The organism is Sulfitobacter sp. HNIBRBA3233, assembly GCF_040149665.1.
In the GTDB taxonomy this organism is placed as follows: Bacteria; Pseudomonadota; Alphaproteobacteria; order Rhodobacterales; family Rhodobacteraceae; genus Sulfitobacter; species Sulfitobacter marinivivus.
The window spans coordinates 1710083-1735634 of record NZ_JBEFLP010000001.1; the positions used below are offsets into that span (position 1 = coordinate 1710083).

29 protein-coding genes are annotated in these 25552 nt (G+C 65.3%); 12 read left to right on the plus strand and 17 right to left on the minus strand.

Annotation, left to right across the window (positions count from 1 at the left end; all coding sequences use genetic code 11):
* Window positions 1-121: 121 nt before the first annotated feature.
* From ABMC89_RS08255 to yddG, 6 genes are all read left to right on the plus strand, one after another.
* Window positions 122-952 (plus strand): EAL domain-containing protein, encoded by an 831-nt coding sequence (locus ABMC89_RS08255; protein WP_349567075.1) that lies wholly within the window; start codon window positions 122-124, stop codon window positions 950-952.
* A gap of 161 nt (window positions 953-1113) precedes the next feature.
* Window positions 1114-2289: an acetyl-CoA C-acetyltransferase gene (locus tag ABMC89_RS08260; RefSeq protein ID WP_349567077.1), complete on the plus strand. Its 1176-nt coding sequence runs from the start codon at window positions 1114-1116 to the stop codon at window positions 2287-2289.
* Between the two features lie 42 nt (window positions 2290-2331).
* Complete coding sequence (locus ABMC89_RS08265) at window positions 2332-3183, plus strand: patatin-like phospholipase family protein (RefSeq protein ID WP_349567079.1); 852 nt, start codon at window positions 2332-2334, stop codon at window positions 3181-3183.
* Window positions 3184-3306: 123 nt separating this feature from the next.
* Window positions 3307-4029 (plus strand): acetoacetyl-CoA reductase, encoded by a 723-nt coding sequence (phbB, locus tag ABMC89_RS08270; RefSeq protein ID WP_349567082.1) that lies wholly within the window; start codon window positions 3307-3309, stop codon window positions 4027-4029.
* A 328-nt stretch (window positions 4030-4357) separates the two neighbouring features.
* Window positions 4358-5296 (plus strand): transcriptional regulator GcvA, encoded by a 939-nt coding sequence (locus ABMC89_RS08275; protein WP_349567085.1) that lies wholly within the window; start codon window positions 4358-4360, stop codon window positions 5294-5296.
* A gap of 9 nt (window positions 5297-5305) precedes the next feature.
* On the plus strand, window positions 5306-6172 hold the full coding sequence (gene yddG / locus ABMC89_RS08280) for an aromatic amino acid exporter YddG (RefSeq protein ID WP_349568569.1): 867 nt from the start codon (window positions 5306-5308) through the stop codon (window positions 6170-6172).
* Here the strand turns inward: yddG and ABMC89_RS08285 are convergent, their stop codons facing one another.
* The 3 genes from ABMC89_RS08285 to ABMC89_RS08295 all read right to left on the minus strand — a co-directional run bounded on the left by ABMC89_RS08285 (window position 6173) and on the right by ABMC89_RS08295 (window position 7398).
* Window positions 6173-6337, minus strand: a complete 165-nt coding sequence (locus ABMC89_RS08285) for a YdcH family protein (RefSeq protein ID WP_349567088.1) — start codon at window positions 6335-6337, stop codon at window positions 6173-6175. It lies immediately after the preceding gene.
* Between the two features lie 87 nt (window positions 6338-6424).
* Complete coding sequence (locus tag ABMC89_RS08290; protein WP_349567091.1) at window positions 6425-7186, minus strand: tRNA1(Val) (adenine(37)-N6)-methyltransferase; 762 nt, start codon at window positions 7184-7186, stop codon at window positions 6425-6427.
* The gene (locus ABMC89_RS08295) at window positions 7183-7398 is read right to left on the minus strand and encodes a putative signal transducing protein (RefSeq protein ID WP_349567094.1); all 216 of its coding nucleotides are present in this window, start codon (window positions 7396-7398) and stop codon (window positions 7183-7185) included. Before ABMC89_RS08295 ends, ABMC89_RS08290 begins: the two co-directional genes overlap by 4 nt.
* Before the next feature lie 66 nt (window positions 7399-7464).
* On the opposite strand from ABMC89_RS08295, the gene ABMC89_RS08300 reads away from it, so the two are divergent.
* Window positions 7465-8463, plus strand: a complete 999-nt coding sequence (locus ABMC89_RS08300; RefSeq protein ID WP_349567096.1) for a polyprenyl synthetase family protein — start codon at window positions 7465-7467, stop codon at window positions 8461-8463.
* Here the strand turns inward: ABMC89_RS08300 and ABMC89_RS08305 are convergent.
* From ABMC89_RS08305 to soxR, 5 genes are all read right to left on the minus strand, one after another.
* Entirely contained in the window at window positions 8456-9250 is a 795-nt protein-coding gene (locus ABMC89_RS08305) for a 4-(cytidine 5'-diphospho)-2-C-methyl-D-erythritol kinase (RefSeq protein ID WP_349567099.1), read from the minus strand. The genes ABMC89_RS08300 and ABMC89_RS08305 overlap by 8 nt on opposite strands.
* Window positions 9247-10980, minus strand: a complete 1734-nt coding sequence (locus ABMC89_RS08310) for a tetratricopeptide repeat protein (RefSeq protein ID WP_349567101.1) — start codon at window positions 10978-10980, stop codon at window positions 9247-9249. The genes ABMC89_RS08305 and ABMC89_RS08310 overlap by 4 nt, the downstream gene beginning before the upstream one ends.
* 96 nt (window positions 10981-11076) lie before the next feature.
* Entirely contained in the window at window positions 11077-12732 is a 1656-nt protein-coding gene (locus ABMC89_RS08315; protein ID WP_349567104.1) for an electron transfer flavoprotein-ubiquinone oxidoreductase, read from the minus strand.
* Window positions 12733-12864: 132 nt separating this feature from the next.
* On the minus strand, window positions 12865-13491 hold the full coding sequence (locus ABMC89_RS08320) for a DUF998 domain-containing protein (protein WP_349567107.1): 627 nt from the start codon (window positions 13489-13491) through the stop codon (window positions 12865-12867).
* 23 nt (window positions 13492-13514) lie between these two features.
* Window positions 13515-13973 carry a redox-sensitive transcriptional activator SoxR gene (gene soxR, locus ABMC89_RS08325; protein WP_349567110.1) on the minus strand — a complete coding sequence of 153 codons (459 nt, stop codon included), beginning with the start codon at window positions 13971-13973 and terminating at the stop codon, window positions 13515-13517.
* Window positions 13974-14062: 89 nt separating this feature from the next.
* Here soxR and ABMC89_RS08330 point away from each other — a divergent pair, with 89 nt between their 5' ends.
* The 3 genes from ABMC89_RS08330 to ABMC89_RS08340 all read left to right on the plus strand — a co-directional run bounded on the left by ABMC89_RS08330 (window position 14063) and on the right by ABMC89_RS08340 (window position 16165).
* Window positions 14063-14443 carry a VOC family protein gene (locus ABMC89_RS08330; protein ID WP_349567112.1) on the plus strand — a complete coding sequence of 127 codons (381 nt, stop codon included), beginning with the start codon at window positions 14063-14065 and terminating at the stop codon, window positions 14441-14443.
* A gap of 144 nt (window positions 14444-14587) precedes the next feature.
* Entirely contained in the window at window positions 14588-15058 is a 471-nt protein-coding gene (greA, locus tag ABMC89_RS08335; protein WP_349567114.1) for a transcription elongation factor GreA, read from the plus strand.
* A gap of 75 nt (window positions 15059-15133) precedes the next feature.
* Complete coding sequence (locus tag ABMC89_RS08340) at window positions 15134-16165, plus strand: hypothetical protein (RefSeq protein WP_349568571.1); 1032 nt, start codon at window positions 15134-15136, stop codon at window positions 16163-16165.
* Between the two features lie 12 nt (window positions 16166-16177).
* On the opposite strand, the gene ABMC89_RS08345 is transcribed toward ABMC89_RS08340, so the two are convergent.
* From ABMC89_RS08345 to ABMC89_RS08360, 4 genes are read right to left on the minus strand one after another with little or no spacing between them, the layout of a single operon-like run.
* Window positions 16178-18280: a molybdenum cofactor synthesis domain-containing protein gene (locus ABMC89_RS08345; RefSeq protein WP_349567116.1), complete on the minus strand. Its 2103-nt coding sequence runs from the start codon at window positions 18278-18280 to the stop codon at window positions 16178-16180.
* Window positions 18277-18768, minus strand: coding sequence for a molybdopterin-guanine dinucleotide biosynthesis protein B (mobB, locus tag ABMC89_RS08350; protein WP_349567118.1), 492 nt, complete (start codon window positions 18766-18768; stop codon window positions 18277-18279). Before mobB ends, ABMC89_RS08345 begins: the two co-directional genes overlap by 4 nt.
* Window positions 18765-19367 (minus strand): molybdenum cofactor guanylyltransferase MobA, encoded by a 603-nt coding sequence (gene mobA, locus ABMC89_RS08355; RefSeq protein WP_349567120.1) that lies wholly within the window; start codon window positions 19365-19367, stop codon window positions 18765-18767. Before mobA ends, mobB begins: the two co-directional genes overlap by 4 nt.
* 22 nt (window positions 19368-19389) lie before the next feature.
* Window positions 19390-20271 carry a formate dehydrogenase accessory sulfurtransferase FdhD gene (locus ABMC89_RS08360; RefSeq protein ID WP_349567122.1) on the minus strand — a complete coding sequence of 294 codons (882 nt, stop codon included), beginning with the start codon at window positions 20269-20271 and terminating at the stop codon, window positions 19390-19392.
* A gap of 54 nt (window positions 20272-20325) precedes the next feature.
* Here ABMC89_RS08360 and ABMC89_RS08365 point away from each other — a divergent pair, with 54 nt between their 5' ends.
* Together ABMC89_RS08365 and ABMC89_RS08370 are read left to right on the plus strand one after the other, a co-directional pair.
* Window positions 20326-21045 (plus strand): AzlC family ABC transporter permease, encoded by a 720-nt coding sequence (locus ABMC89_RS08365; protein ID WP_349567124.1) that lies wholly within the window; start codon window positions 20326-20328, stop codon window positions 21043-21045.
* Window positions 21042-21374 (plus strand): AzlD domain-containing protein, encoded by a 333-nt coding sequence (locus ABMC89_RS08370; RefSeq protein ID WP_349567126.1) that lies wholly within the window; start codon window positions 21042-21044, stop codon window positions 21372-21374. The genes ABMC89_RS08365 and ABMC89_RS08370 overlap by 4 nt, the downstream gene beginning before the upstream one ends.
* On the opposite strand, the gene ABMC89_RS08375 is transcribed toward ABMC89_RS08370, so the two are convergent.
* The 5 genes from ABMC89_RS08375 to ABMC89_RS08395 form a co-directional block, all read right to left on the minus strand.
* The gene (locus ABMC89_RS08375; RefSeq protein ID WP_349567128.1) at window positions 21354-21959 is read right to left on the minus strand and encodes a hypothetical protein; all 606 of its coding nucleotides are present in this window, start codon (window positions 21957-21959) and stop codon (window positions 21354-21356) included. The genes ABMC89_RS08370 and ABMC89_RS08375 overlap by 21 nt on opposite strands.
* Before the next feature lie 32 nt (window positions 21960-21991).
* Window positions 21992-22126, minus strand: coding sequence for an aa3-type cytochrome c oxidase subunit IV (locus tag ABMC89_RS08380; protein WP_349567130.1), 135 nt, complete (start codon window positions 22124-22126; stop codon window positions 21992-21994).
* Between the two features lie 102 nt (window positions 22127-22228).
* Window positions 22229-22693, minus strand: a complete 465-nt coding sequence (locus ABMC89_RS08385) for a DUF6173 family protein (protein ID WP_349567132.1) — start codon at window positions 22691-22693, stop codon at window positions 22229-22231.
* Window positions 22694-22709: 16 nt separating this feature from the next.
* Window positions 22710-23744, minus strand: a complete 1035-nt coding sequence (locus tag ABMC89_RS08390; protein ID WP_349567134.1) for an MBL fold metallo-hydrolase — start codon at window positions 23742-23744, stop codon at window positions 22710-22712.
* A complete protein-coding gene (locus tag ABMC89_RS08395; protein ID WP_349567136.1) occupies window positions 23744-25453 on the minus strand; it encodes an acyl-CoA dehydrogenase in 1710 nt (569 codons plus the stop codon). The genes ABMC89_RS08390 and ABMC89_RS08395 overlap by 1 nt, the downstream gene beginning before the upstream one ends.
* Window positions 25454-25552: the final 99 nt, after the last annotated feature.

Genomic DNA, 25552 nt, shown 5'->3' on the forward strand with positions numbered 1-25552 from the left:
GGCGGAACCAGCCGCAGCGCCGTCGAAGATTTGCACAAAATCGTCCCCTTAACACCTCTTTAGCGGCTGTGGGTCAATCTGCGCGCAGGCCGCAGACAGGGACCGGAGCTTGAGACGCAGCATGAACCGCAAATTTGCCGATGTTCCCGCAGGGGCCGACAATCCTCTGAACTACGCCGTGGCGCTGCGCGATCAGGACACGCTCGATACCGTCCGCGAGGCGATCGAGCATCGCCAGACCCTGCTGGCCTACCAACCCGTCATGCGCACCGACAAACCCGGTCAGGTCGGATTTTACGAGGGGCTGATCCGCGTGCTGGACCCGACCGGGCGGGTGATTCCCGCCACCGATTTCATGCATGCCATCGAACCTACCGAAATCGGACGCCAGATCGACGTGCTGTCGCTGCGGCACGGGCTGCACGCGCTCAAAGCGAACCCGACGTTGCGGCTGTCGATCAACATGTCCGCCCGCTCGATCGGGTTCCGGCCCTGGGTCAACACGCTCAACCGCTTCCTGAACGAGGACGCCGGGATCAGCCACCGGCTGATCCTCGAGATTACGGAAAGCTCTGCCATGACGGTGCCGGAACTGGTGGTCGATTTCATGGACCGCATGCAACATACCGGCGTCTGCTTCGCGCTGGACGATTTCGGCGCGGGCTATACCGCGATCCGTTATTTCAAGGATTTCTTCTTCGACGTGCTGAAGATCGACGGCAGTTTCATCCGGGGGCTCGCCGCCGACAGGGACAATCAGGCGCTGACGCGGGCAATGGTCGACATCGCGCAGCACTTCAGCATGCTGACGGTCGCCGAATGTATCGAGACGGCAGAGGACGCGGAATGCGCGATCCGGATGGGGGTCGACTGCCTTCAGGGCTATCATTTCGGGGCCCCCGCCCTGCGGCCCGCGTGGATGCGAGACGCACAGATGCGGCGCAGCGGCTGATCCGGCCAGCGCCGCGCCGCGCGCCCCTGATCCGGCGCCAGTTGCCGTGGTTTGCACGATAGGGTATCCCGTTATTGGAACGGGGGAGTTGCTGCACCGGCACTAGGGCCGGATCGCGACAGGGCGCTCCGCCACATGCTTTGACAAGAGGATCGCCTTCCATGACAAATGTTGTAATCGCTTCCGCCGCGCGGACTGCCGTGGGCAGCTTCGGCGGCGCGTTCGCCAATACACCGGCACATGACCTTGGCGCTGCGACGCTGAAGGAAATCGTGGCGCGCGCCGGCATCGACCCTTCCGAAGTGTCCGAGACGATCCTCGGTCAGGTCCTGACCGCCGCGCAGGGCCAGAACCCCGCACGCCAGGCGCATGTGAATGCCGGCCTGCCGATCGAATCCGCCGCGTGGAGCATCAATCAGGTCTGCGGCTCGGGGCTGCGTGCCGTGGCACTTGGCGCGCAACACATCCAGCTGGGCGATGCCAGCATCGTCGCCGCTGGCGGTCAGGAAAACATGACGATGTCGCCCCACGCGCAGGCCATGCGCGCCGGTCAGAAGATGGGCGACATGAAACTGATCGACACGATGATCAAGGACGGCCTGTGGGATGCCTTCAACGGCTACCACATGGGCCAGACCGCCGAGAACGTCGCGGAAAAATGGCAGATCAGCCGCGACCAGCAGGACGAATTCGCCGTCGCATCGCAGAACAAGGCCGAAGCCGCACAGAAGGCCGGTCGGTTCGACGACGAAATCTTTGCCTACACCGTTCCGGGCCGCAAGGCGGACGTGACAGTGGACAAGGACGAATACATCCGCCACGGCGCGACCATGGAAGCCATGCAGAAACTGCGCCCCGCCTTTACCAAGGACGGCTCGGTCACCGCGGCCAACGCCTCCGGTCTGAACGACGGTGCCGCCGCCGCCCTGCTGATGAGCGCGGATGAAGCCGAACGCCGCGGGATCGAACCGCTGGCGCGGATCGCCTCCTACGCGACCGCCGGTCTGGACCCGTCCATCATGGGTGTCGGCCCGATCTACGCGTCGCGCAAGGCACTGGAAAAGGCGGGCTGGAAGCCTGAGGACCTCGATCTGGTCGAGGCGAACGAAGCCTTTGCCGCGCAGGCCTGTGCGGTCAACAAGGACATGGGCTGGGATCCGGCAATCGTGAACGTGAACGGCGGCGCCATCGCCATCGGCCACCCGATCGGCGCGTCCGGTGCGCGTATTCTCAACACGCTGCTGTTCGAAATGAAGCGCCGCGGCGCGAAGAAGGGTCTTGCGACATTGTGCATCGGCGGCGGCATGGGTGTCGCCATGTGCCTTGAGCGCCCCTGAGCCAACAGGACGCGGCGACACCGATCGCCGCGTCCGCCCCCTATGACGTCACGCACCGATATCAGCTATGCGCAGCTTGTCTGCTCGGGCGGCGGGACCCGCTGCTGCTGGCAGGGTGGATGGCTGGACGTGGTGCGCGACGAGATCGCGCTGTCGCCCGACCGCATTTCGGCCGTCAGCGGCGGCGCCCTCACAGCGGCAGGCTTTGTCACCCGCAGCGGCCGCACGGTGCTGGACACAATGTGCGCGGCCTTTTCGGCGCTCGACAGCAACGTTGATCCGCACGAATTGATTGAGGACGAAGGCCTGTCGCTGCACCAGCGCACCTACCGCGAGATCGTGAACGACGTTTTCGACGCCTCGCGCCAGCGCGAGGTTGCGGACGGGCCGTCCTTTCAGGTCCTGCTTGGCCATCCCCCCACCGACACGCTGGCGAAATTCACAGGCACCGCTGCGACTATGGCCTACGAGGCCGAGTTGCACCTGATCGGCAGCCCGCATTTCAACTGGGCCGAACGGCTGGGCGTGCGCGCCAGCCTGATCGACGCCCGTGCCGCTGCGGCCGATGGCAAGCTGGCCGATCTGATCTGTGCTGCGGCGGTGATCCCGCCGCTGTTCGATCTGCCCGAGTGGGACGGGCGCAAGATCATCGACGGCGGCATGTCCGATCAGGCGCCCCTGCCCGATCCCGACGAGGGCCGAAGCCTGATTCTGCTGACCCGCGACTACAAATCCGTCCCCGAGATCGCGACCCGCGACTACATCATGCCGGACAAGGCTGTCCCCGCGGACAAGATCGACTTTACCGATCCGGACAAATTGCGACAGAGCTGGGCCACCGGGGAAAAGGCGGGCCGCAGGTTTCTGGAAAGCACGGCGAAAAACAGCGGATGATCGCGCTTTTGCCCTCGCTTCAATGTTGCCAAAACCGCCTGCCCCCCCTAAACGGGAACTAGGGATGAAATAAAATTGCGCCAGATAGATGCAATTGGAAATAACATTACGGAGGAGACCACAATGTCACGTGTTGCACTTGTTACCGGAGGAAGCCGCGGAATCGGCGCTGCCATCTCGAAAAAACTCAAGGAAGAAGGCTATACCGTTGCCGCGACCTATGCGGGCAACGACGAAGCTGCCGCAGCCTTTACCGATGAAACCGGTATCAAGACCTTCAAATGGAACGCGGCAGACTATGATGCGTCCAAGGCAGGCATCGAGAAGGTCGAGGCAGAGCTGGGCCCGATCGATATCGTGGTGGCCAATGCCGGCATCACCCGCGACGCGCCTTTCCACAAGATGACGCCGCAGCAGTGGCACGAGGTCATCGACACCAACCTGACCGGTGTTTTCAACACGATCCATCCGATCTGGCCCGGCATGCGCGAGCGCAAGTTCGGCCGGATCGTCGTCATCTCGTCGATCAACGGCCAGAAGGGGCAGTTCGCACAGGTGAACTATGCCGCGACCAAGGCGGGCGATCTGGGCATCGTCAAATCACTGGCACAGGAAGGGGCGCGCGCAGGCATCACCGCCAACGCGATCTGCCCGGGCTATATCGCGACAGATATGGTGATGGCCGTGCCGGAGAAAGTGCGTGAAAGCATCATCGCGCAGATCCCCGCGGGCCGTCTGGGCGAGCCCGAAGAGATCGCGCGCACGGTGGCGTTCCTCGTGGCGGACGACGCGGGCTTCATCAACGGATCGACAATTTCCGCGAACGGCGGCCAGTTCTTCGTCTGATCCGCGCAATGCGTAAAAAAGGGGCCGGTGGATCACCACCGGCCCCTTTTTCGTGCCGCAAGACAGGCCGCGGACCCGTCCTCGGTACGTTCAGCCGCGGGAAGAGCGGCGGAACCAGGCAAAAAGTCCGCCGATGGCCTGGGCGCGTTCTGTATGGGCGCGCTCCATGGCGCTGCGGGCGTGCGGGTTTGTTGTGGCTTCGAACATCTGGGTGTCTCCTGCGGGGGTATCAGTTCAATCTGTTTGACTTGATGTTAATATGAGACCCAGATAGCAGTCATACAAACGAGACTTTCAGCATCATCAATCAAGATTTACTTAACTGAATATGTCGAATCGCCTGCCTCCGCTGACGGCCCTGCGCGCCTTTGACGCTGCCGCGCGCCACATGTCCTTTGCCAAGGCCGCGGCAGAGCTGAACGTGACGCCCGCCGCACTGTCGTTCCAGATCAAATCACTGGAAGAGCATCTGGGCGCGCCGCTGTTCCGGCGTCTGAACCGTGCCGTCGAGCTGACCGAGGCAGGCAAGGCGCTGGCACAGGGGGCTGCGGACGGGTTTCAGATGCTGGCCGCCGCATGGCGTGCCGCGCAACGCACGCAGGACACCCAGACGCTGACCGTCACCGCCGGACCGGCCTTTACCGCCAAATGGCTTGCGCCACGGCTCTATGATTTCGCGCAGGCGCACCCCGAGATCGAGCTGCGGTTTGCCGCTTCGCTGCACCGGATGGATTTCGGACGTGACAACGTGGATGTGGCAATCCGTTTCGGCAAGGGGCCGGATACGGGGCTCTATGCACTGCCGCTGGCCGAGGAATGGGTGATGCCGGTGATGACACCGGAACTGGCCAAGGGAATTACCGATCTCGACAGTCTGCGCGAGGCGACATTCATCTTTGACGATTCGATCAGTTTTCTGGATCCGCCCGTCGACTGGGCGCGGTGGTTCGCGGCGATGGGCAGCTCCTTTGCGCCGGACCACGGCCCGCGGTTCTCGCAGGCCGATCATGCGCTGGACGCGGCGCTTGCGGGCATGGGCGTGGTGCTGGGGCGGCGTGCGCTGGTGGTCAAGGATCTGGCGGATGGCCGTCTGGTGGCCCCTTTCGGCACTGCCCTGCTGACCGGTGCGCGCTTTCGGTACCTGTGCCCGGAAGGCATGGAAAACCGGCCCCAGATCGCAGCCTTCCGGGACTGGGTCCTCGCGGAGATTGACAAGACGGCGCATATCACCGACGCCTTGACGCTGATCCCCGCAGAGGCCCCTTGACCCCCTATGATGACCCGCGCCCGTGCCACCGCCATAGGCTTTGTCGCCGTCCTGCTCTGGGCCTTGCTCGCGCTGTTTACGGTCGGCTCCGCGCCGACACCGCCGCTGCTGCTGAACACGCTGAGCTTCGGCATCGGCGGTCTTGTCGGGGTTGTCTGGGCGCTGGTGACCGGCAGCGGCAGAGCTTTGCGCGCGGTCCCGCTGCCCGTCTATCTCTACGGCACATTGGGGCTGTTCGCGTATCACCTGCTGTATTTTTCCGCTCTGCGGCTGGCCCCGCCGGCCAAGGCGGGGCTGATCGCCTATCTGTGGCCTTTGCTGATCGTGCTGTTTTCCGGCCTGCTGCCGTCGGAGAAGCTGCGCGCGGGCCATATCCTTGGTGCGCTCTGCGGCTTTGCGGGGGCGGCGATGATCATCGCCGGTCGCGGTGACGCGGGCGCCGGTGGCCATCTGGCGGGCTATCTGCTCGCGCTTGTCGCGGCGCTGACATGGGCCAGCTATTCGGTGTTGTCGCGGCTGGTGGGCACGGCCCCCACAGCCAGCGTCGCGCTGTTCTGTCTGGGCACCTCGGCGCTGTCGCTGCCGCTGCATCTGATTTTCGAGGAAACCGTCCTGCCGGACACGGTGATCGGCTGGGCGTCGATTGCGGGTCTCGGCCTCGGCCCCGTGGGGCTGGCCTTCTATGTCTGGGATATCGGGTGCAAGCGCGGAGACATCCAGCTGCTCGGCACGAGTTCCTACGCGGCACCGCTGCTGTCCACACTGGCCTTGGTGGCGGCGGGTGCGGCAACACCGGATCTGACGCTGCTATGGGCCGCGCTGTTGGTCACTGGCGGCGCGCTGATCGCAGCGCGCGCCAGCTTTTCGGTCGGGTGATCAGTCCGAAAGGCGTGTGATCTCTTCCTTCAGGCGCATCTTCTGTTTTTTCATGGACGCCAGTTCAAGGCCGTCCACACCGGGGGATCGCTGGGCTTGTTCGATCGCCTCGCTCATGTCGTGATGCTTTTTCTTCAACGACTCAAGATGTCCGCTAAGTGCCATACGTCCTCCGTTTGGTTGATTGGATCTTCAGTGAAGCATGAACCCCTTTCAAAGTCACGCTGCCCTGCAGCATAGGCTGACCCTAGGTTAACATCCGCTTAACGGCGCCTCGAAATCCAGCGATGCCCCCCTGCGCAGGACGGCGCGGACAGCCGGTGTGAACTGGTCGCCATCGCGGTGGCTGTCGCCCTCGTGCATGATCAGCGGGGGATGCAGACGGAAATCACCGCGCCCCGATTTGCGCGCCCGCAGAATGACACGGTCGGCCCCGCGGCCCGTGCGGGCGGCGATCGGCAACACCTCGATGCTGCCCATGTCATGCGGCAGGGCGCGGATCATGTCGGGCAGACGTTCGGCACGGTGGATAAAATGCAACAGACCGCGCGGCGCCAGACGCCGTGCTGCCGTTTCGATCCAGAGCGCAAGGGGGGTCTGCTCGGCAAAGGCCGCTTCCTTGGCGGGATCGTCCGTGGCGACAGAGGCGTCGCGCCGCCAGTAGGGCGGGTTCGCCAGCACATGGTCGAATTGCCGCTGGCGCAGGTCGACGGGCAAGGCGGCGATGTCGGCCTCGACCACGGCAAGCCCGTCGCCGCCATTGCGCCGCGCCAGTGCCGCATAATCGGGATCACGCTCCACACCGGTCAGCGACAGGCCCGGCACCCGCGCGCCCAGACACAGGATCGCCGCCCCTGCCCCGCAGCCGAGTTCGAGCACCCTGTCGCCCGCCCTTGCCGGAACGCTGGCCTGCAGGAGCACCGGATCGACACCGGCGCGGTAGCCGCGTCGCGGCTGCCACAGATGCAGCAGTCCGCCAAGGAATGCGTCCCGCGTCAGGCCCTCGTCTGTCACAGGCCCAGCGGGATCTCGTTGTCGCTCATCACCCGCAAGGCGGCCTCGTGGTCGCCGTCACGCACCATCAGCCGGCGGGGGAAAATCCCGATGCCGCCTTCGAGGATGCTCATGTTTACGTCCATCTGAAAGCAGTCTATATCCTCGCCTTGCAGGAGGGCTGAGGCAAAGGCGATGATCGTAGGGTCGGTGCTGCGCAAAAGTTCTTTCATGAGAGTGATGTAAGCCGAGCCGTCCCGCTTTGTCGAGCGGTGCGCGCGCAGCGGGAGAGCGCGGGAATGACCAGCGATACCATGCAAAAGCCACACGACCGTCTGGCCGAGGCACTCGCCGACGATATGACGGCGGTGAACGCGTTGATCCGTGAACGGATGGCGTCGGAACACGCGCCGCGCATTCCCGAAGTTACCGCGCATCTGGTCGAAGCGGGCGGCAAGCGGCTGCGGCCCATGCTGACGCTGGCGGCGGCGCATATGTGCGGCTACACGGGCCCCTATCACATCCACCTCGCTGCGACGGTCGAATTCATCCACACCGCCACGCTTTTGCACGACGATGTGGTCGACGAAAGCGAACAGCGGCGCGGGCGGCCCACGGCGAACCTCTTGTGGGACAACCAGTCGTCGGTGCTGGTGGGCGACTACCTTTTTGCGCGCAGCTTCCAGTTGATGACCGAACCGGGATCCATGCGGGTGATGCGCATTCTCAGCAACGCGGCGGCAACGATTGCCGAAGGCGAAGTGCTGCAACTGACCGCAGCGCGCAACCTCGCCACCACCGAAGGGGTCTACCTTCAGGTCGTGCGCGGCAAGACGGCGGCGCTGTTTTCGGCGGCCACCGAAGTCGGCGGCGTGATCGCGGATGCCCCCGAAGCGCATATCGAGGCGCTGTTCAACTATGGCGACGCGCTGGGAATCGCATTCCAGATCGTGGACGATCTGCTGGATTATCAGGGCGACACCGGCGCCACGGGCAAGAATATCGGTGACGATTTCCGCGAGCGGAAGCTGACCCTGCCGGTCATCAAGGCCGTCGCCCGCGCCACCGACGAGGAGCGCGCATTCTGGTCGCGCACCATCGAGCGCGGCAGGCAGCAGGACGGCGATCTGGAACAGGCGCTGGCGTTGATGAACGCGCACGGCACCCTGGCCGAAACCCAGCGCGACGCGCTGGACTGGGCAGCCAAGGCCCGCGCGGCCCTTGCCCCGCTGCCCGATCACCCGATCAAGGACATGCTGGTCGATCTGGCCGATTATGTGGTGAGCCGGATCAACTGATCCCCAGGGGCCGGCAGGCCACCACCCACCAATCGGGATGCGCCCTGCGCAACACCTCGGCCGCTTTGGCGGCGCCCCCGGCGAACAGTCCGAAACAGGTCGCACCCGACCCTGACATCCGCGACAGCCGCGCCCCTGCCGCGTCGAGCCGCGACAGCGCGGTGCCGATTTCCGGCACGAGCCTGCGGGCAGGCGGTTCCAGATCGTTGCGCTGATCCGCGAGCCACGCGCAGAAATCTTCAAACCCGGACCACTGCGGCAGGATCTGCGGCATCGGGGGATTATCCTTTGACGCCAGCGCGGCGAAAACCGGCCCGGTCGGCACCGCCACACCGGGGTTGACGAGAACCATCTCGAAATCCGGCAGCGGCGGCGCAGGCGTGCAGACCTCTCCGATGCCGCGCATCCGCTGGGCGGCGGGGCTGAGGCATACCGGCACATCCGCGCCAAGTGTCAGCGCGCCTTCGTGCCCGCCGAACTGGCGCAGCACCGCCGCTGCATCCGCGGACCCGCCGCCGATCCCCGCGCCGTGGGGCAGGTTCTTTTCAAGGGTGATATGGCCCTGCCAGCCGGCCAGTTCAGCCGCCTGCCAGACCAGATTGCGCGCGTCCCTGGGCACACCTTCGGCGAAAGGGCCAGTGACGGTGATGCGCATATCCCCGTCCGCGAACCGCAATCTGTCACCGACATCCGCGAACACGACAAGGCTGTCGAGCAGATGGTACCCGTCCGCCCGCTGGCCCGTGACATGGAGTGTTAGGTTAACCTTTGCAGGCGCAGCGATCATTCGCCGCCGTCGTCATTGGCCACCTTCAGAGGTGGCGCGCCTTCTTCCTGCAGCACCTGATCCAGACCGACCTCCAGCTTGCGGCGGATGCGGTCGGGTTCGGCTTCGGTATCGGTCTGGCCGTATTTCACGAAAGACAGCGCCCGCTTCCACTGGAAACGCGCCTCGCGCTCGCGCCCGACGGCCCAGTAGACATCGCCCAGATGGTCGTTGACCACCGGATCGACCGCTTCAAGTTCGACCGCGCGCTCCATCTGCTCGACCGCCTCTTCGTAGCGGCCGAGCCGGTAATACACCCAGCCAAGGCTGTCGACGATATACCCCGACTGCGGGCTGGCGGCGACGGCGCGTTCGATCATATCCAGCGCCTCGTCCAGCTTGCGCTGCTCTTCGACCAGCGAATAGCCAAGATAGTTCAGCACCTGCGGCTGGTCGGGATTGATCGCGAGCGCGGCGCGGAAGTCTTCCTCGGCGGCGACGGTATCACCGCTGCGCGATTCCGCGATCCCGCGTGAGAAATGCAGGAACCACGCCCGCTCGTCGCCCTCCGGCGTAAGCTCTAGCGCGGTTGTGTAGGCGGCGATTGCCGCTTCGTCTTCGTCGCGCGCGCGCAGGGTGTCGCCCAGCGTGGAATGGACGACGGCAAGGTCGCCGTGACTGCGGGTCAGCTGTTGCAGCACCTCGACCGCCTGATCGGTCTTGTCGAGCTGGCGCAGCGCCGCCGCCCGGCCCAGTTCGGCGACGTGATAGGCCGGATCGTCAGCGGATACCGCACGGTATTCCTCGATGGCGAGCGTGTGTTGGCCCAGATCCTCGAGCAGTTCCGCCGACAGCAGCAGCGCATCGACGTGATCGGGCCGCAGATGGCGCGCCACGCGGGCATAGAGAAGGGTGTAATATTCGCTCGCCTGTTCGGCGCGCAGAAGCGCGGCGAAGGTATAGAACACTTCGGCCAGACCGGCGCGCGCTGTGGGCGCCTGCGTGAAAGGCAGTGTTTCGCCGGCGTCGAGGGCTGCGATGATCGCATCGAGTTCGGGATCGGACGAGCCGCCGAAGGTGTTGCCGATCACATTGCGCGCATCCTCGTTGCGGCCAAGCTGCGACAGGATCTCGACCTGCGCCAGCACGCCGCGACGGGTGCGGGCCGCGCCGGCCACCGCGCCGCTGTCGAACAGCGCCTGCGCGGCGTCGTAGCGCCCCAGCGTGCCCAGCGCGAGCGCCTTGTGGTAACTCACGATGCCTTCCATCCCGGACTCCCGGCTGATCGTGTCGAAGGCGGCCAGCCCGGCATCGACCTGATCGGCGCCGATCAGCGCCCAGGCCCGGACCAGGCCGTCGACCCACGGGCTGATGCCGTCGGTCTGCACCTCGCGTTCGGCAAGCGCGGCATAGAGCCCTTCGTCGGCCATGCCCGCGGTGATGACCATGCGCGCGGCCTGGCTGTCCTGCCCCTCGCGGACGATCGAGCGCGCGAAGGGGAGTGCCTGCTGAATCTTGCCCAGCGCGAGATAGGCGAGTGCCGCACTTTCCATCAGTTCGAGGTTGCCGGGATCGCGCGCGAGGGCCGCACTGTAATACTCTGCCGCCTTGGCATAGTCGTGCTGAAGCGCCGCCGAGCGACCGGCCAGATAGGCGCCCGCAAGCGAACTTGCGTCGGCCCCGCGCGGGGCGGGCAGGATCATCGCCAGACCGAGAGCCATGGCGGATACGGTTGTCAGGATACGTCGCATGATTTGCCTCACATCAGTTGTGCCAAGGCTACCAGCTTTGCGCCGCAGCGCAATGGCGGCCCCCCGCGCTTTTCGGCGGGAGACCGCGTAATCCGATCACATGTTCGGGTAGTTCGGCCCGTCCCCGCCCTGCGGGGTGGTCCAGACGATGTTCTGGCTGGGATCCTTGATGTCGCATGTCTTGCAGTGGACGCAGTTCTGGAAGTTGATGACGAAACGGTCCTCGCCGGTTTTGTCATCTTTCACGAACTCGTACACGCCCGCCGGACAATAGCGCGCCGAGGGGCCCGCATATTTCTCAAGGTTCACCTTCACCGGCACATCCGCGTCTTTCAGCTTGAGGTGCGCAGGCTGGCTTTCCTCGTGGTTGGTGAAAGAGAAAGCCACGTTCGTCAGGCGGTCGAACGACAGCTTGCCGTCGGGCTTGGGATAGTCGATGGGCTTGTGCTTGGACGCGGGTTCGGTCGCTTCCGCGTCGGATTTGCCGTGGTGCATGCTGCCCAGAAGCGAGAAATTGAACAGCTCGTTGCACCACATGTCAAACCCGCCAACCGCGAGCGAGGTCGTCAGACCGTATTTCGACCACAGCGGTTTGACGTTGCGGACCTTCCACAGGTCCTTGCCGATGTCGCCGTCGCGGACAGCGGTTTCGTAGTCGGGCAGTTCGTCGCCCGCGCGGCCGTCCTGGATGGCGGCATAGGCGGCTTCGGCAGCCGCTTTGCCCGACAGCATCGCGTTGTGGTTGCCCTTGATACGCGGCACGTTGACCATGCCCACGGAACAGCCCAGCAGCGCCACACCCGGCGCCGTCATCTTGGGCATGGACTGGTATCCGCCCTCGGTGATCGCGCGGGCGCCGTAGGCGACGCGCTTGCCCCCTTCGAGCAGGTCCTTGACCATCGGGTGATGCTTGAACCGCTGGAATTCCATGTAGGGGAAGACATGCGGGTTCTTGTAGCCGAGGTGGACAACGAAGCCCACGTAGACCTGATTGTTCTCGAGGTGGTAGATGAAGGATCCGCCGCCCGCGTTCTTGTTCAGCGGCCAGCCCATGGTGTGGGTCACGGACCCTTCCTTGTGCTTGGCGGGATCGATTTCCCAGATTTCCTTCATGCCGAGGCCGTATTTCTGCGGCTCGCTCTTGGCGTCGAGATCGTATTTCGCGATCACCTGCTTGGACAGCGATCCGCGCACGCCTTCGGAGAGGAAAACGTATTTGCCGTGCAGCTCCATGCCGGGCTCGTAGCCGTCGCCCTTGGTGCCATCGGGGCTGATGCCGAATTCACCGGCAACCACGCCTTTGACTTCGCCATTCTCGCCATAGACGATTTCCGAACACGCCATGCCGGGGAAAATCTCGACGCCGAGTTCCTCGGCCTGTTCGGCCATCCAGCGGCAGACGTTGCCCATCGACACGATGTAGTTGCCGTGATTGCTCATCAGGCGGGGCATCGGCCAGTTCGGCACACGCACTTCGCCGGCTTCGCCCAGCATGTAAAAATGGTCTTCCTTCACCGGAACGTTCAGCGGCGCGCCTTTTTCCTTCCAATCGGGGATCAGCGCATCGAGGCCGACAGGATCCAGAACCGCGCCCGACAGGATATGCGCGCCCACTTCCGATCCCTTCTCGAGAACGACGACGTTGCAATCGGCATCCAGTTGCTTCAGCCGGATTGCGGCTGAAAGGCCAGCGGGGCCTGCGCCCACGATGACGACGTCATATTCCATTGCTTCGCGTTCGATCTCAGCCATGTTCCGGCGCTCCCTTCGCGTAAAAAACAGGTTCCAAGGGAGGTAGCGAAGGACGCGAAGGTTTGCAATTGCAACCCCGCGTTAAAATCGTCGCACTTTCGCGGTTGTGCCGATTTATCGCTCTTCCCGTCATCAAAGTGCACGCCCGAGCCTGACCAGCCATGCGCCGGTCGCCACCGTCCAGACAATCGAGACAAGGCCCAAGCCACGCTCGAACGCCCCATCGTAGGCGGTGGGCAACATGAAGAACACCGGCACGCCCACGGCCCAGAGCGCGCAACAGACCCAGCTGAGCCGCGACAGCGGCCGGTTGATATCCGCGAAAATCCGCCCCGCCAGCGCGAAACACGCGATATAGGCGGCGCCGAGGGCATAGACGATGTAGATGTGAACGACGACGCCGTCCGTATCCCCGTCGCCGTATTCATTGCGCGCCCCGATCACCGTCACGCAGAGCGCCAGCACCGTCAGAAGGCCCACAAACGCGCTCCATTGCCAGTGCGCGCGATGCAGATGCGCCGCGGCCAGCGCCAAAGCGGCAAGCGCACCGCTGTAGGCGTATAACGTGACGTCCTGAATGATCTCGTACCGGCCAGCGGCCAGATCGCTGACGGTGTCGGCCACCCAGTCATGCCCCGGCACGACGATCGATCCCACCACATTGCCGACCAGCAGGGCGAGGCTGCCAAGGATGGCGCAGACGCCGAGGCTGGTCACAAAGGCAGAGCCGGGCGGGCGCGTGAATTGCGATGTATCCATGCCCACCAACGTCCCAAGGACTGCTAGTGTTCCGCGGGCCTGTCACCCAGAAGGTATCGCGGCCCCTGCCCGCCCGCATTTGCCCTGTCTTCGGGATTGTAGAGCCGGCACGCCCGAAGGCTGAGACAGCCGCAGCCGATACACCCGTCCAGATCATCGCGCAGCTTGGTCAGCGTCGCGATGCGCGCATCCAGATGGTCGCGAAAGGATGCGCTGATCCGCGCCCAGTCCGCTTTCGTAGGGGTGCGACCGCCGGGCAGCAGGTCCAGCTGCGCCTTGATCTGCGGCAGGGTAAAGCCGAACTGCTGGGCGATCATGATAAAGCTCAGCCGCCGCAGATCGGCGCGCTGGAACCGCCGCTGGCCACCTGCATTGCGCCACGGCGCGATCAGCCCCTGCGCCTCGTAATACCGGATCGCCGACACCGCGAGCCCGGTGCGGCGCGCCAGCGCCCCGATCGACAGACCTTCGTTCACCGCCATGGGAACCCTCCCGAAAAATACCTTGACCTAAAGTTAGGTTTAGAAATTAGCGTGGAAAAACGCAACAGATGGCGAGACAGGAGAACACCATGACAGCAAGACTTGAACACGCGAATTACACGGTATCGGATCCGGCGGCGACCGCGGCCTGGATGGAGAAGCTCTTTGGCTGGCACCGCCGCTGGGAAGGCGACGCAACGGCCGGCGGCCACACCGTGCATATCGGGACGAAGGACCAGTATCTGGCCCTCTACACGCCCGCCGGCGCGCCCTCCCGTGCCGCGGACAGCTACAATCACGTGGCCGGGCTCAATCACATCGCCGTGGTGGTCGATGACCTTGACGCGATGGAAAAGGCGGTCAGGGCACATGGCTTCGAGACCGGCAATCACGCCGATTACGAGCCCGGCCGCAGGTTCTATTTTCACGATGCGGACGGCATCGAATACGAGGTCGTCCAATACGATTGACCGCGCGCTCTTCGGCGGATCATCGCCCGCCGCGGGCCTCTATTCCGCTTGCAATCATCGTGCCGATTGGGTCAGGTATCGGTAACGCAAACGCGCGCCCCGAGAGTCATTTCGGGGCGCGCCTTAGTTAGACGGACAAGGCCCATGGAAAAGATCCCGATGACACGCGACGGTTTCGCGGCGCTCGAGACCGAGCTGAAACACCTCAAGAGCACGGAACGCCCGGCTATCATCCGCGCCATTGCCGAGGCCCGCGAGCACGGCGACCTGTCCGAGAATGCCGAATACCATTCCGCCAAGGAAAAGCAGTCTTTCATCGAGGGCCGGATCAAGGAACTCGAAGGCGTCATCTCGCTTGCCGATGTGATCGACCCCAAGAAGCTGTCCGGCCCGATCAAGTTCGGCGCCACGGTCACGCTGGTGGATGAGGACACCGACGAAGAGAAAACCTATCAGATCGTCGGGGAATACGAGGCGAACATCGAAAAGGGTCTGCTGAACATCAAGTCGCCCATCGCCCGCGCCCTGATCGGCAAGGAAGAGGGTGACAGCGTCGAGGTCCGCACGCCCGGCGGCGAAAAAGCCTATGAGGTCGTCAAGATCGTCTACGCCTGAGCCGGAGCCTGTGCCATGACCGAAACCTCTTCCGCGCCCCGACCAAGGTCCACCGCGGACGCGGCGCGTCCGGCTATGGGGCGTCCGGCGGTCGACAAGCCCGCGGGCGCCAAGCCGACGCCGCTGGGCATCTACGACCGGACCCGCGCCGACGGGGTGACCGGCATCGAAATCGCGGCCATCGCGCTGTCGGTCTTGTGGCTGCTCGGGGCGGCGGTGTTCTTCCTGGTTCTGGCGCCGGAGCCTGCGCCGGATGACGGTCAGGGAGGCCTGCGTTTCCTGATGACGATGCTGGCGGTTTTCATGCCCGTCGCGATGATCTGGGTGGCGGCGACCGCCGCCCGCGCGAGCCGCGTCATGCGCGAGGAAAGCCAGCGGCTTCAGGCCGCGATCGACGCGATCCGCCAAGCCTATATCGCCCAGACGCAAAACGGTTCGCTGAACTCGGAAAGCTCGGTGGCGCGCAAGCTTGACGAGATCGCGGCCTCGACCCGCAAGGCGGAGACCGCGCTGGCAACCTTTTCCACCCGCCGCGAGGAGCCGCGCCGCGCGGCCCCCGTGGCCGTGGCACCGCCCACGCCCCCCGAGGGACAGCAATCGCTCGCCCTGGGAACGCAGAGCGACGATCTGCTGCCGCCCATCGAGGGCGACGATCTGATCCGCGCGTTGAATTTCCCCGAGACCGCGGAGGACGCGGAAGGGTTTGCAGCACTCAGACGGGCGATGAAAGATCGCGGCGCGGCGCAGCTGATCACCGCCGCGCAGGATGTGCTGACGCTGCTCAGCCACGATGGCATTTACATGGACGATCTCGTGCCCGACCGCGCGCGCCCCGAAATCTGGCGCATGTTCGGACAGGGCGCGCGCGGTCGCCCCATTGCGGCATTGGGCGGGATCCGCGACCGGTCATCGCTGGCGCTGACGGCGGGGCGGATGAAACAGGATCCGATTTTCCGCGACGCCGCGCATCACTTCCTGCGCCGCTTCGACAAGCTGTTCCAAGAGTTCGAGAAGATCGCGACCGATGCCGAAATCTCGGCGCTGGCGAACACGCGCACGGCGCGGGCGTTCATGTTGCTGGGGCGCGTGGCCGGAACATTCGACTAGCCCCCGGGCAGGTTACAGCCCGAACCCCGAGAACGGCAGATACCGGACCGGATCGCCCTCCGCGATGTCGGCGGCGTGGGGCGGCAGTTCGACCAGCCCGTCGGCCCAGGCCAGGCCGCTGATCCGGCCTGATCCCTCCGAGGCGAAAACCTCGGCCCGGCCGTCTGACAGGCGCGCGCGCAGGTATTCCGTCCGGCCCGCCTTCTTCTTCTTGGTGAAGGCGGCGGGCACGGTGAGCCCTTCGGGCACGGGCCAGTCCGCACCGGCGAGCACCGCCAGCGCCGGGCGCGCGAAGATCAGGCTACAGACCATTGCCGCAACGGGATTTCCCGGCAGGCCGAAAACCGGTTTGCCGTTCCAGACGCCCAGCGCCAGCGGGCGGCCCGGTTTCACCGCGATCCGCCAGAGGTTCAGCGCCCCTGCTTCCTCCAGCAGCGCCGACACGTGATCCTCGTCGCCCGCCGAAGCGCCGCCACTTGTCAGAATCGCATCGACCTCGGGCGCGGCCCGGTCCAGCGTCCGGCGCAGCGCCGGACGGTCGTCCGCCGCAATCCCCAGATCCACCGGAAGATGGCCAAACCGCCGGAGCAGCCCCATCAGCATCGGCCTGTTCGCATCGTGGATCTGGCCCGGTGCGGCGGTGCGGCCCGCTTCGACAAGCTCGTCACCGGTCGACAGCACCCCAACGCGCAGGGGCCGGTACACCGGCACCGTGGCAACGCCCGTAGCGCTCAGCAGCGCCAGATCCGCAGGGGTTATACGCCGCCCAGCGCGGAGCACGGGCGCCCCCGCCGAGACGTCCTCGCCCGCGCGGCGGGTATTCGCACCGGTCTTGATGGGTCCGTGAAAGGCGATGCCGGAGGCCTCCGCGCGCACGTCCTCCTGCAGCACCACCGTATCGACGCCATGGGGCAGCGCGGCCCCCGTCAGAACGCGGATCGCGTGCCCCTCCGGCACGGGCGCAGGCGCGTCCCCGGCTGCCGCGCGGCCCTGCGCCAGCGGCAACCGGTGAAGGCCCTCCCCGCGCCCGCCTGCGAAACCGTAGCCATCCACGGCGGTGTTGGGCAGCGGCGGGTTCGGGCGTTGCGCGGCAACATCGGCGGCGGCGATCCGGTCCAGGGTCTCGCCGAGCGGCAACAGCTCCTGCGCGGCCACGGGTCGGAGGCGCTGGCGCAGGTTGTCCAGCGCCTCCTGCACCGGTGTCCAATGCACCCCCGGCGGCAGGGCGAAACAGTCGTTGCGCAACGGCGGCGCCCCGTCCTGTGCCAGATCCGACAGCCTGTCCGCGATGCCGGTGCCGAGGATCCATGCCTCCTGTCGCGCGATATCGGGCACATCCGCCATATGCGCCGCCAGCGCGTCGGGATCGAGCCGCGAGAGCGCCTGCGCCAGCAAGCGCACCTGCGCGCGATCGCGGATTTCATCGGCAGGCGCGGATTTGACCGCCCTTTCGATCAGGCCCGGCCAGATCTCGGCCAGAACCACCGGCGCGTCCTGCGTCTCCTCGAAGGGCCAGACCCGCACACCGTCGAGGCCCCGCAGGCGCGACAGCATCGGCAGGCCCATCATCATCTGGCTGCCCACCGTCGGGTTGTAAAAGAGTTGGAAACACGAGGAAGAGGTCATGGACGCCGTATCGCAATGGCGCTTTTCCGGCACCGTGTCATAGACGACCCCCGCCTTCCTGTAGGGAATACCCGGCCAGCGGTCACGGTGGGATTTGCCCCAGAACGGCCCCGGCCCGTCAAAAAGCGCGTTCAGTCCCTCGGCCACATCGAAGCGGTTGTTGCTGCCGTCGGGCGCATCGGTGATCCGCGCCGCGAACCAGTCCCAGAGCGCGAAGGGATCGTCCGATCCGGTGACCCGTCTGGCAAAGCCCCGCGGATAGGCGAAGGGGAAATCGAAGGTCGCCAGCAGGCGTCGACCGGCGCCGCGTTCGGTCGCGACCAGTTCGGTGATCCATGCTTCCGCCTCGGCCCGCGTGCGGCAATAGACGGGATCAAGGTTGACGCCCTGCCGTGTCAGCCCGATCCAGATCGCGTCCTTTGACGGGCGCGCGGGGGCGCGTTTGGCTGCGGACCAATCGACCACCAGAAAGCTGTCGAAACCGCTCACAAACCCACCTCTGACAGGATGAAATCGGCGATGGCGCGGGTATCGTCGAGGTCGAACACCGGACGGTCGAGCGTCAGGGGCGTATCGCTGGCCACGGCGCGCACGGTAGGATCCTCCGGCGCGATCAGCGGATTGCCGGTCACGGCGCGATGCGCTTCGATCTTGGGGTGGTCGTCGCGCTTGTAGCCCTCGACCAGCACCAGATCGACGGGCGACAACCGTGCAAGCAGATCGTGCAGGGGGGGTTCGGGCGCGCCGCGCAATTCCTGCATCAGCGCCACGCGGGTGCCCGATGCCAAGAGCACCTCGGACGCCCCCGCCGCGCGGTGGCGAAAGCTGTCCTTGCCGGGATGGTCCACGTCGAAACTGTGATGGGCGTGTTTGACGGTCGAGACTGTGATGCCGCGCTGGGTGATCTCGGTCACCAGCCGCTCCATCAGGCCCGTCTTGCCCGCGTTCTTCCAGCCGACGACACCGTAAAGCTTCACAGCATCGCCTCCGCCCGAGTGAGGTCTTCTGGGGTGTTCACGTTGAAAAACGCCTCCGCGTCGGGGAATGTCGCCAGCCGCCCGCCGTGGCGGTCCGTCCAGAGCACCACCTTGCGCAGGCCGTCCTCCAGCGCGGCGCGCAGATCGTCGCGCCGGGCAACGGGCCAGAGGCCGAATGTGGGGTGGCGCGCGGTGCCACGGTCGGGATCGGGCGTCGCGGCAAGGGCGAGCGGGTGATCCATTCCCTCGGCAGCCAGCAAGAGGCGCGGGACCAGATCGCAGGGAAAGAACGGCGTATCCGCCGCTGCGGTCACGATACTGTCGCCCCCCTGCGCGGCAGCCCAGTCGAGCCCAGCGAGCACGCCCGCCAACGGTCCGGCAAAGCCCGGCACGCTGTCGGCAATCACCGGCAGGCCCAGGCCTTCGAACCGCGCGGCATCGCCGTTGGCATTCAACGCGACGGCAGAGACCTGCGGCGCGAGGCGGTCGATCACATGGTCCAGCAGCCGGCGCCCGCCGAGCGGTTTGAGGCCCTTGTCGCCGCCGCCCATGCGTGTCGCCTGCCCCCCTGCGAGGATCACGCCCAGTGGTTGTTTCATCGAGGGTTCCTTCCGGTCCGGATCACGCCGCGCCCTTCCGGCCCGCGCGGCGCGGCTCTTCGGGGACGCTCTGCGGGTCGACATCGCGAATCAGCCGCGCCTCGCCCGACAGGCAGACGAAACGCTGCCCTTTCAGACGGCCGATCAGCGTCAGACCCAGATCGCGGGCGATCTCCACCCCCCAAGCGGTAAAGCCCGAACGCGACACCAGCGCCGGAATGCCCATCATCGCGGTCTTGATCACCATTTCCGATGTCAGCCTGCCGGTGGTGTAGAGGATCTTGTCATCGGCGCTGACCCCTTCGGACAGCATCCAGCCCGCCACCTTGTCGACGGCGTTATGGCGACCCACGTCTTCCATGTAGACCAGCGGACGATCGCGATGGCACAGGACGGTGCCATGGATCGCGCCGGCCTGAAGGTAGAGGCTCGGCGTGCGGTTGATCTTGGCCGACAGCGTATAGAGCCACGAGGTCCGCAGCGTGTTGGCGGGCAAGGTGATCCCGTCGAGCCCTTCCATCATGTCGCCGAAGACCGTGCCCACGGCGCAGCCCGACGTACGCGTCTTGCGCTGCATCTTGGCTTCGTAGTCGGTTGCGCGGGCGGTGCGGACGACGACTGTTTCAAGCTCTTCATCGTAGTCGACGCGCGTGATCTCGTCATCCTCGCGCAGCATGCGCTGGTTGCGCAGGAAGCCCAGCGCAAGGTAGTCGGGATAATCCCCGATGGTCATGGCGGTCACGATCTCCTGACTGTTGAGAAAGATCGTCAGCGGGCGCTCCTCCACCACAGACAGCGACAGCGGTTGCCCGGCGTGATCCGTGCCCTCGACGCTGCGCGTCAGCCGCGCCGCCGCGGGATCGGGCGCGATGATGTAGTCGGAAAGATCGGGGTCGGTCGCCAATTGCAGTCCCTTCGGCAAAACGTTACGAGTGTGCGCGTAACCTAAGGCCATCGCATGACCTCTTCCAGACGCAAATCCCCTTATGTCTCGGGGATCATCGACAGCAGCCCGTTCATACTGGTAATCATCCCTTTCGCCTCGCTGTTTGGCGTGCTCGCCACCGAGGCGGGGCTGAGTGTGGTTGAAACCATGGCCTTTTCGGTCGTGGTGATCGCGGGGGCGGCACAGTTTACCGCGCTGCAGCTTCTGCAGGAGAACGCGCCCACCGCGATCGTTCTGGCCTCGGCGCTGGCGGTGAACCTGCGGATGGCGATGTATTCGGCGTCGCTGACCCCCTACATCGGCGCTGCCCCTTTGTGGCAGCGCGCGATCTGCGCCTATCTGACGGTCGACCAGACCTATATCGTCAGCGTCGCGGAATACGAGCGCGAGCCGCAGATGACGGTGCGCGAGCGTGTCGCCTATTTCATGGGGGCGGTCACGCCGGTTGTGCCGCTGTGGTACATCTTCACCTATGTCGGCGCGGTGCTGGGCACGCAGGTGCCCGACAGCTGGGCGCTGGATTTCGCGATCCCCATCGCCTTTCTGGCGATGATCGCACCGATGTTCCGCACGCTGGCGCATGTGGTTGCGGCGCTTGTCGCGGTGGTCGTCGCACTTCTGGCCGCCGGTGTGCCCTATTCGCTCGGGCTGATAATCGCGGGGATTGCGGGCATGATGGCGGGTGCGCAGACCGAACTGTGGCTTGACCGGCGCGCGGAGACCGCACCATGACCGATATCGATACAGGCACGCTCTGGACCGTCATCATCGTTCTGGGTCTGGGCAGCTTCGGACTGAGGTTCGTCTTTACCGGATTGGTCGGTGACAGGGCGATGCCGCCGTGGGTGCTGCGGCATCTGCGCTATACCGCCGTGGCGATCCTGCCGGCGCTTGTGGCACCGCTGGTGGTCTGGCCTGCCGCGACGGACGGGGCCTTCGATGTGCCACGCGCGGCGGCAGCGGCGGCGGCGCTGGGGATCGGGCTGGTCACGAAGAACACCATACTCGCGATCATCACCGGTGCCGGCACGCTTTACGCGTTACTCTACCTGCTGGGGTAGCGCACGCACACCGTCGGTAATATCGCCGCTGTCGTTCTCGTAGTAGCGGTCGGTGACGACACCGGGCATCGCCTCGAGCTGCTCCATCAGCTTCAGCGGGTAATACCCCTGACGGATCCCCTCGAAGCCGGGGATCTGCTGAAGAACGCCTGAAGTGGCCGATGCGCACATGGCACTCGGGACCGACCCTCTGGACTGGACCAGTTGCAGTGCCGTCTGGGCCTGCGCCGGGGTGACCGGAATACGCTGGGTGACGACGTGAAATGTCTCACGGGCGTGGGCGGATTTGTAAAGCTCCACCCAGCGCGGCGACATGCCGTAGAGAACATCGCCGCGTTCGGGAACCTGCGGATGGATGAAAGAGCCCGCCGGATCGAAGAGGACCGCCTGCGATCCCTCGACCAGAAGGGCGGAATGGGCCCCCGCGCCGGAGTTGTTGTTCACCATGGTGAACAGCGTCAGGGCGGGCGCGCCCGTTGGCCGGTAGACTGCCGCCTCGATCTCGCTCAGCGGTGATTCCTTGCCCTTCTCGGCGCAGCCCGCCAAAACGGCCAAGGCCAGACCCAGCGCAATCGCAGGTTTCATCATTGCGGCTATCTGCCCCGTAAAGTCGCGGTTCAGCGTGCGAAAATCGCGAGGAAAATGAGGAACACGATGATCGCGATCACCGTGCGGGTCACGAAGGTCATGAACCCGTCAAAGGTCTTTTCCTGCGTGTCGGTATTCATGCTGCCGTGCTCATGCTCTGCCATGGGAATGTCCTTCTGTCTCGGTCGGCTACGCGTTTTCGGCTGATTACGGCATTTGGCGGCGGCTGTCACGCGACAAACCGGCCTGCGCGACAAGAAGCCCCGTCAGCCCGTATTTTCTTCCAGATCCTTGACCAGCTTGAAACCGATCCGCTGGGCGACCTCGTGGTCGCGCGCCTTGGGCAGGGCGCGAAAGACCACGTTCAGCTGGCTGATATGCTGGACCAGCTGCATTTTCGCCCCTGCCGGATCGGTGCCGTAGAAGGTCACGATATCGGGGTCGAAATAGCCCATCCCCTCGATCCGCAGCACGCCCGCATCGGCGCCCGCAAATCCCATCGCCAACTCGTGCTGATCGTCGAGCGATTCCTCGAACTTCTTGAGGTACAGCACGGTCCGCTCGTAGGCCCATTGCGCCGGGGATTTCTGGGCGACCGGCTGGGCCTGCATCGCCTTCGGCAGCGGCTGGTTCTGCACGCAGGGCGTTGCATCGTCGGCGTGGACCTCGTGGCGGCGCGGCAGGGCGCCCGATTCCAGCGCTTCGGCGGTCGTGGCAATCGTGTCGTCCATCACGCTCTTGTCTCCGTCAGGTCCGCGTATAGAGCCATGCGCCGTCTTCGCGGGTGGTGCGGGTGGCGCGCCCAGTCTGGTGCAGGTGGCTCAGATGCGCAAAGGCTTCGACCAGCGCGAGGCCGTATTCCGCCTCGCCGATCTTGCGCTTGAAGAGGGGGGCGAAGACCTCTCCGGCGGTTTTGGGCGTGTCGATGTAATCGGCCAGCCGGTCCAGCGCACCGTGGTGGTTTTCTATCAGCTGGCGCATCCGTGTGGGCAGCCCTGTAAACGGCAGCTTGTGCCCGCCCAGCACCAGATGTTCGGAGCGCGCCAGCGGGGCCAGCCGCTCGCAGGCTTCCAGCCACTCTCCGATGGGGTCGGCCATGGGTTCGGTCGCGTAGACGCCGACGTTGGGGCTGATCGAGGGCAGGATCTGGTCACCGGCGATGACCAGATCGTCATCGCGGCTCCAGAATGTGGCGTGTTCGGGGGCGTGGCCGTTGCCGATATGCACGTCCCAGCTGCGCCCGCCCATGCGGATCGTGTCGCCCTGCTGCACGCGCGTATAACCCAGCGGCAGGGGCGCCACGATATCGGCGAAATTGAACGGGCGGTCGGCGGCGCGCTTGTCGTAGATCGCGCCGTCCATCCCGGCCGAGCGGTAGAACGCGAGCGTTTCGGCGTTGGGTTTTTCCTGAACGTCAAGCGTCAGCATCCGCGCGGTCAACCATGCGGTGCGGGTCGTGACCAGTTCGGCGCCGTGTTCGGACTGGAACCACCCTGCAAGCCCGATGTGATCGGGATGGTGGTGCGTGATCACGATGCGCCCGACAGGCTTGCCCCCCAGAGGCCCCGAGAGGATTTCTTCCCAGATCGCCTTGGTCTTTTTCGACGCGAACCCGCTGTCGATGATGGTCCAGCTGTCGCCCTCGTCCAGCGCGTAGACGTTGACGTGATCCAGTTTCATCGGCAGCGGCAGACGCATCCACATCACACCCTCGGCGACCTCGATTGCCTCGGCGCCTTCCGGCGCTTCGTCCCACGGGTATCTCAGCGTATCCTTGGGCATCAGGCTGCCAGCTCGTCCGCGCTGAGCGCATAGAGGTCCTCGGCACCCGCCTGCGCATGCGCCAGAAGGGCCGCGTGTTCCGGCAGCATCCGCTGGATGTAGAAGCGCGCCATCTTCTCGCGCGCGCCACCGCGGTCGGCCATCGCGGATTTCAGGTGCAGGTGGCCGCCCAACACACGGGCAAAGGCGTGGAGATAGGGCACGGCCCCCGCGAAACGGTTCTGAAGGTCGCTCTGCGCCACCAGCCATTCGGTCGCTTCGCGCATCGATTCGGTGGCGTTCCAGACATCGGTCGCAAGGCGCGGGAACACTTCGCGCGCGGCTTCGACATCTGCCTCGATCTCGTCCAGCAGGGCCATCGCCGCCTCGCCGCCGTCCATCATCTTGCGCGCGACAAGGTCCATTGCCTGAATGCCGTTGGTGCCCTCATAAATCGCGGTGACGCGCACATCGCGCACGAATTGCGCGGCGCCGGTTTCCTCGACAAAGCCCATGCCGCCGTGCACCTGCACGCCCATGTCCGCCACGGCGATGCCGGTGTCGGTGCCGAAGGCCTTGGTGATCGGGGTCAGCAGCGCCGCCCGCGCCTTCCACGCCTTGTCGCCCGTGGCCTTCGCCATGTCGATCGCCACCGCGTTGCTTGCCGCGATTGCACGCGCCGCGAAGGTATCGGCCTTCATGGTGCTCAGCATCCGGCGCACGTCGGCGTGGCCGAGGATCGACCCCTCCGGTCCGCTGGTGCGGCCCTGCCTGCGGTCCTTCGCGTAGGCCAGCGCGTGTTGGAACGCCGCCTCGGCCACGCCGATGCCTTGTCCGCCGACGCCCAGCCGCGCGTTGTTCATCATCGTGAACATCGCGGCCATGCCGCCCTGTTCGGGACCGACGAGCCAGCCTGTCGCCTTGTCATATTCCAGCACGCAGGTGGGCGATCCGTGCAGGCCCATCTTGTGCTCGAGGCTTACGGTGTTCACGCCGTTCCGCTTTCCGGGGTTGCCGTCCTCGTCGGGGATGAATTTCGGCACCAGAAACAGGCTGATCCCCTTGGTGCCTTCGGGCGCGCCGGGCAGACGCGCGAGCACCAGATGGCAGACGTTGCCGCCGAAATCATGATCGCCCCAAGAGATATAGATTTTCTGGCCGGTGATGCTGTAGGTGCCGTCGCCGTTCGGCTCGGCCTTCGAGGTCAGCGCACCGACATCCGATCCCGCCTGCGGCTCGGTCAGGTTCATGGTGCCGGTCCATTCACCGGAAATCAGCTTGGGCAGGTACAGCGCCTTGATCTCGTCGCTGCCGTGGTGTTCCAGCGCTTCGATCTGGCCCTGGCTCATCAGCGGGGCCAGTTGCAGCGACAGGCAGGCGCCGCTCATCATTTCGCCCACGGCAGCGGTCAGCGCCATCGGCAGGCCCATGCCACCGTATTCGGGCTGCGCGGCCATGCCCACCCAGCCGCCATCGGCAATCGCCTTGAAGCCGTCCTCGAACCCCGGCGAGGTCCGCACGACACCGTTTTCCAGATGCGCAGGGTGCAGATCCCCGTTGCGTTGCAGCGGCGCGAGGATTTCGTCGCACATCTTGCCCGCCTCTGTCAGGATCGCGCGGGTGACATCATCCGTCGCCTCGGCGAAACGCTCTGTCTGGCGCAAGGGCTCCAGGCTGACCACATGATCGAACAGGAAATTGTAGTCTTCAACAGGTGCACGATACGGCATAGAACTCCCTCCAGATTAAGGCCGGGCCTCCCGGTCCGGCGCGGGCGGCAAATTGGCCTGCCCGAAATTACTATAAGGATGTAGAGCAATCCACCCGAG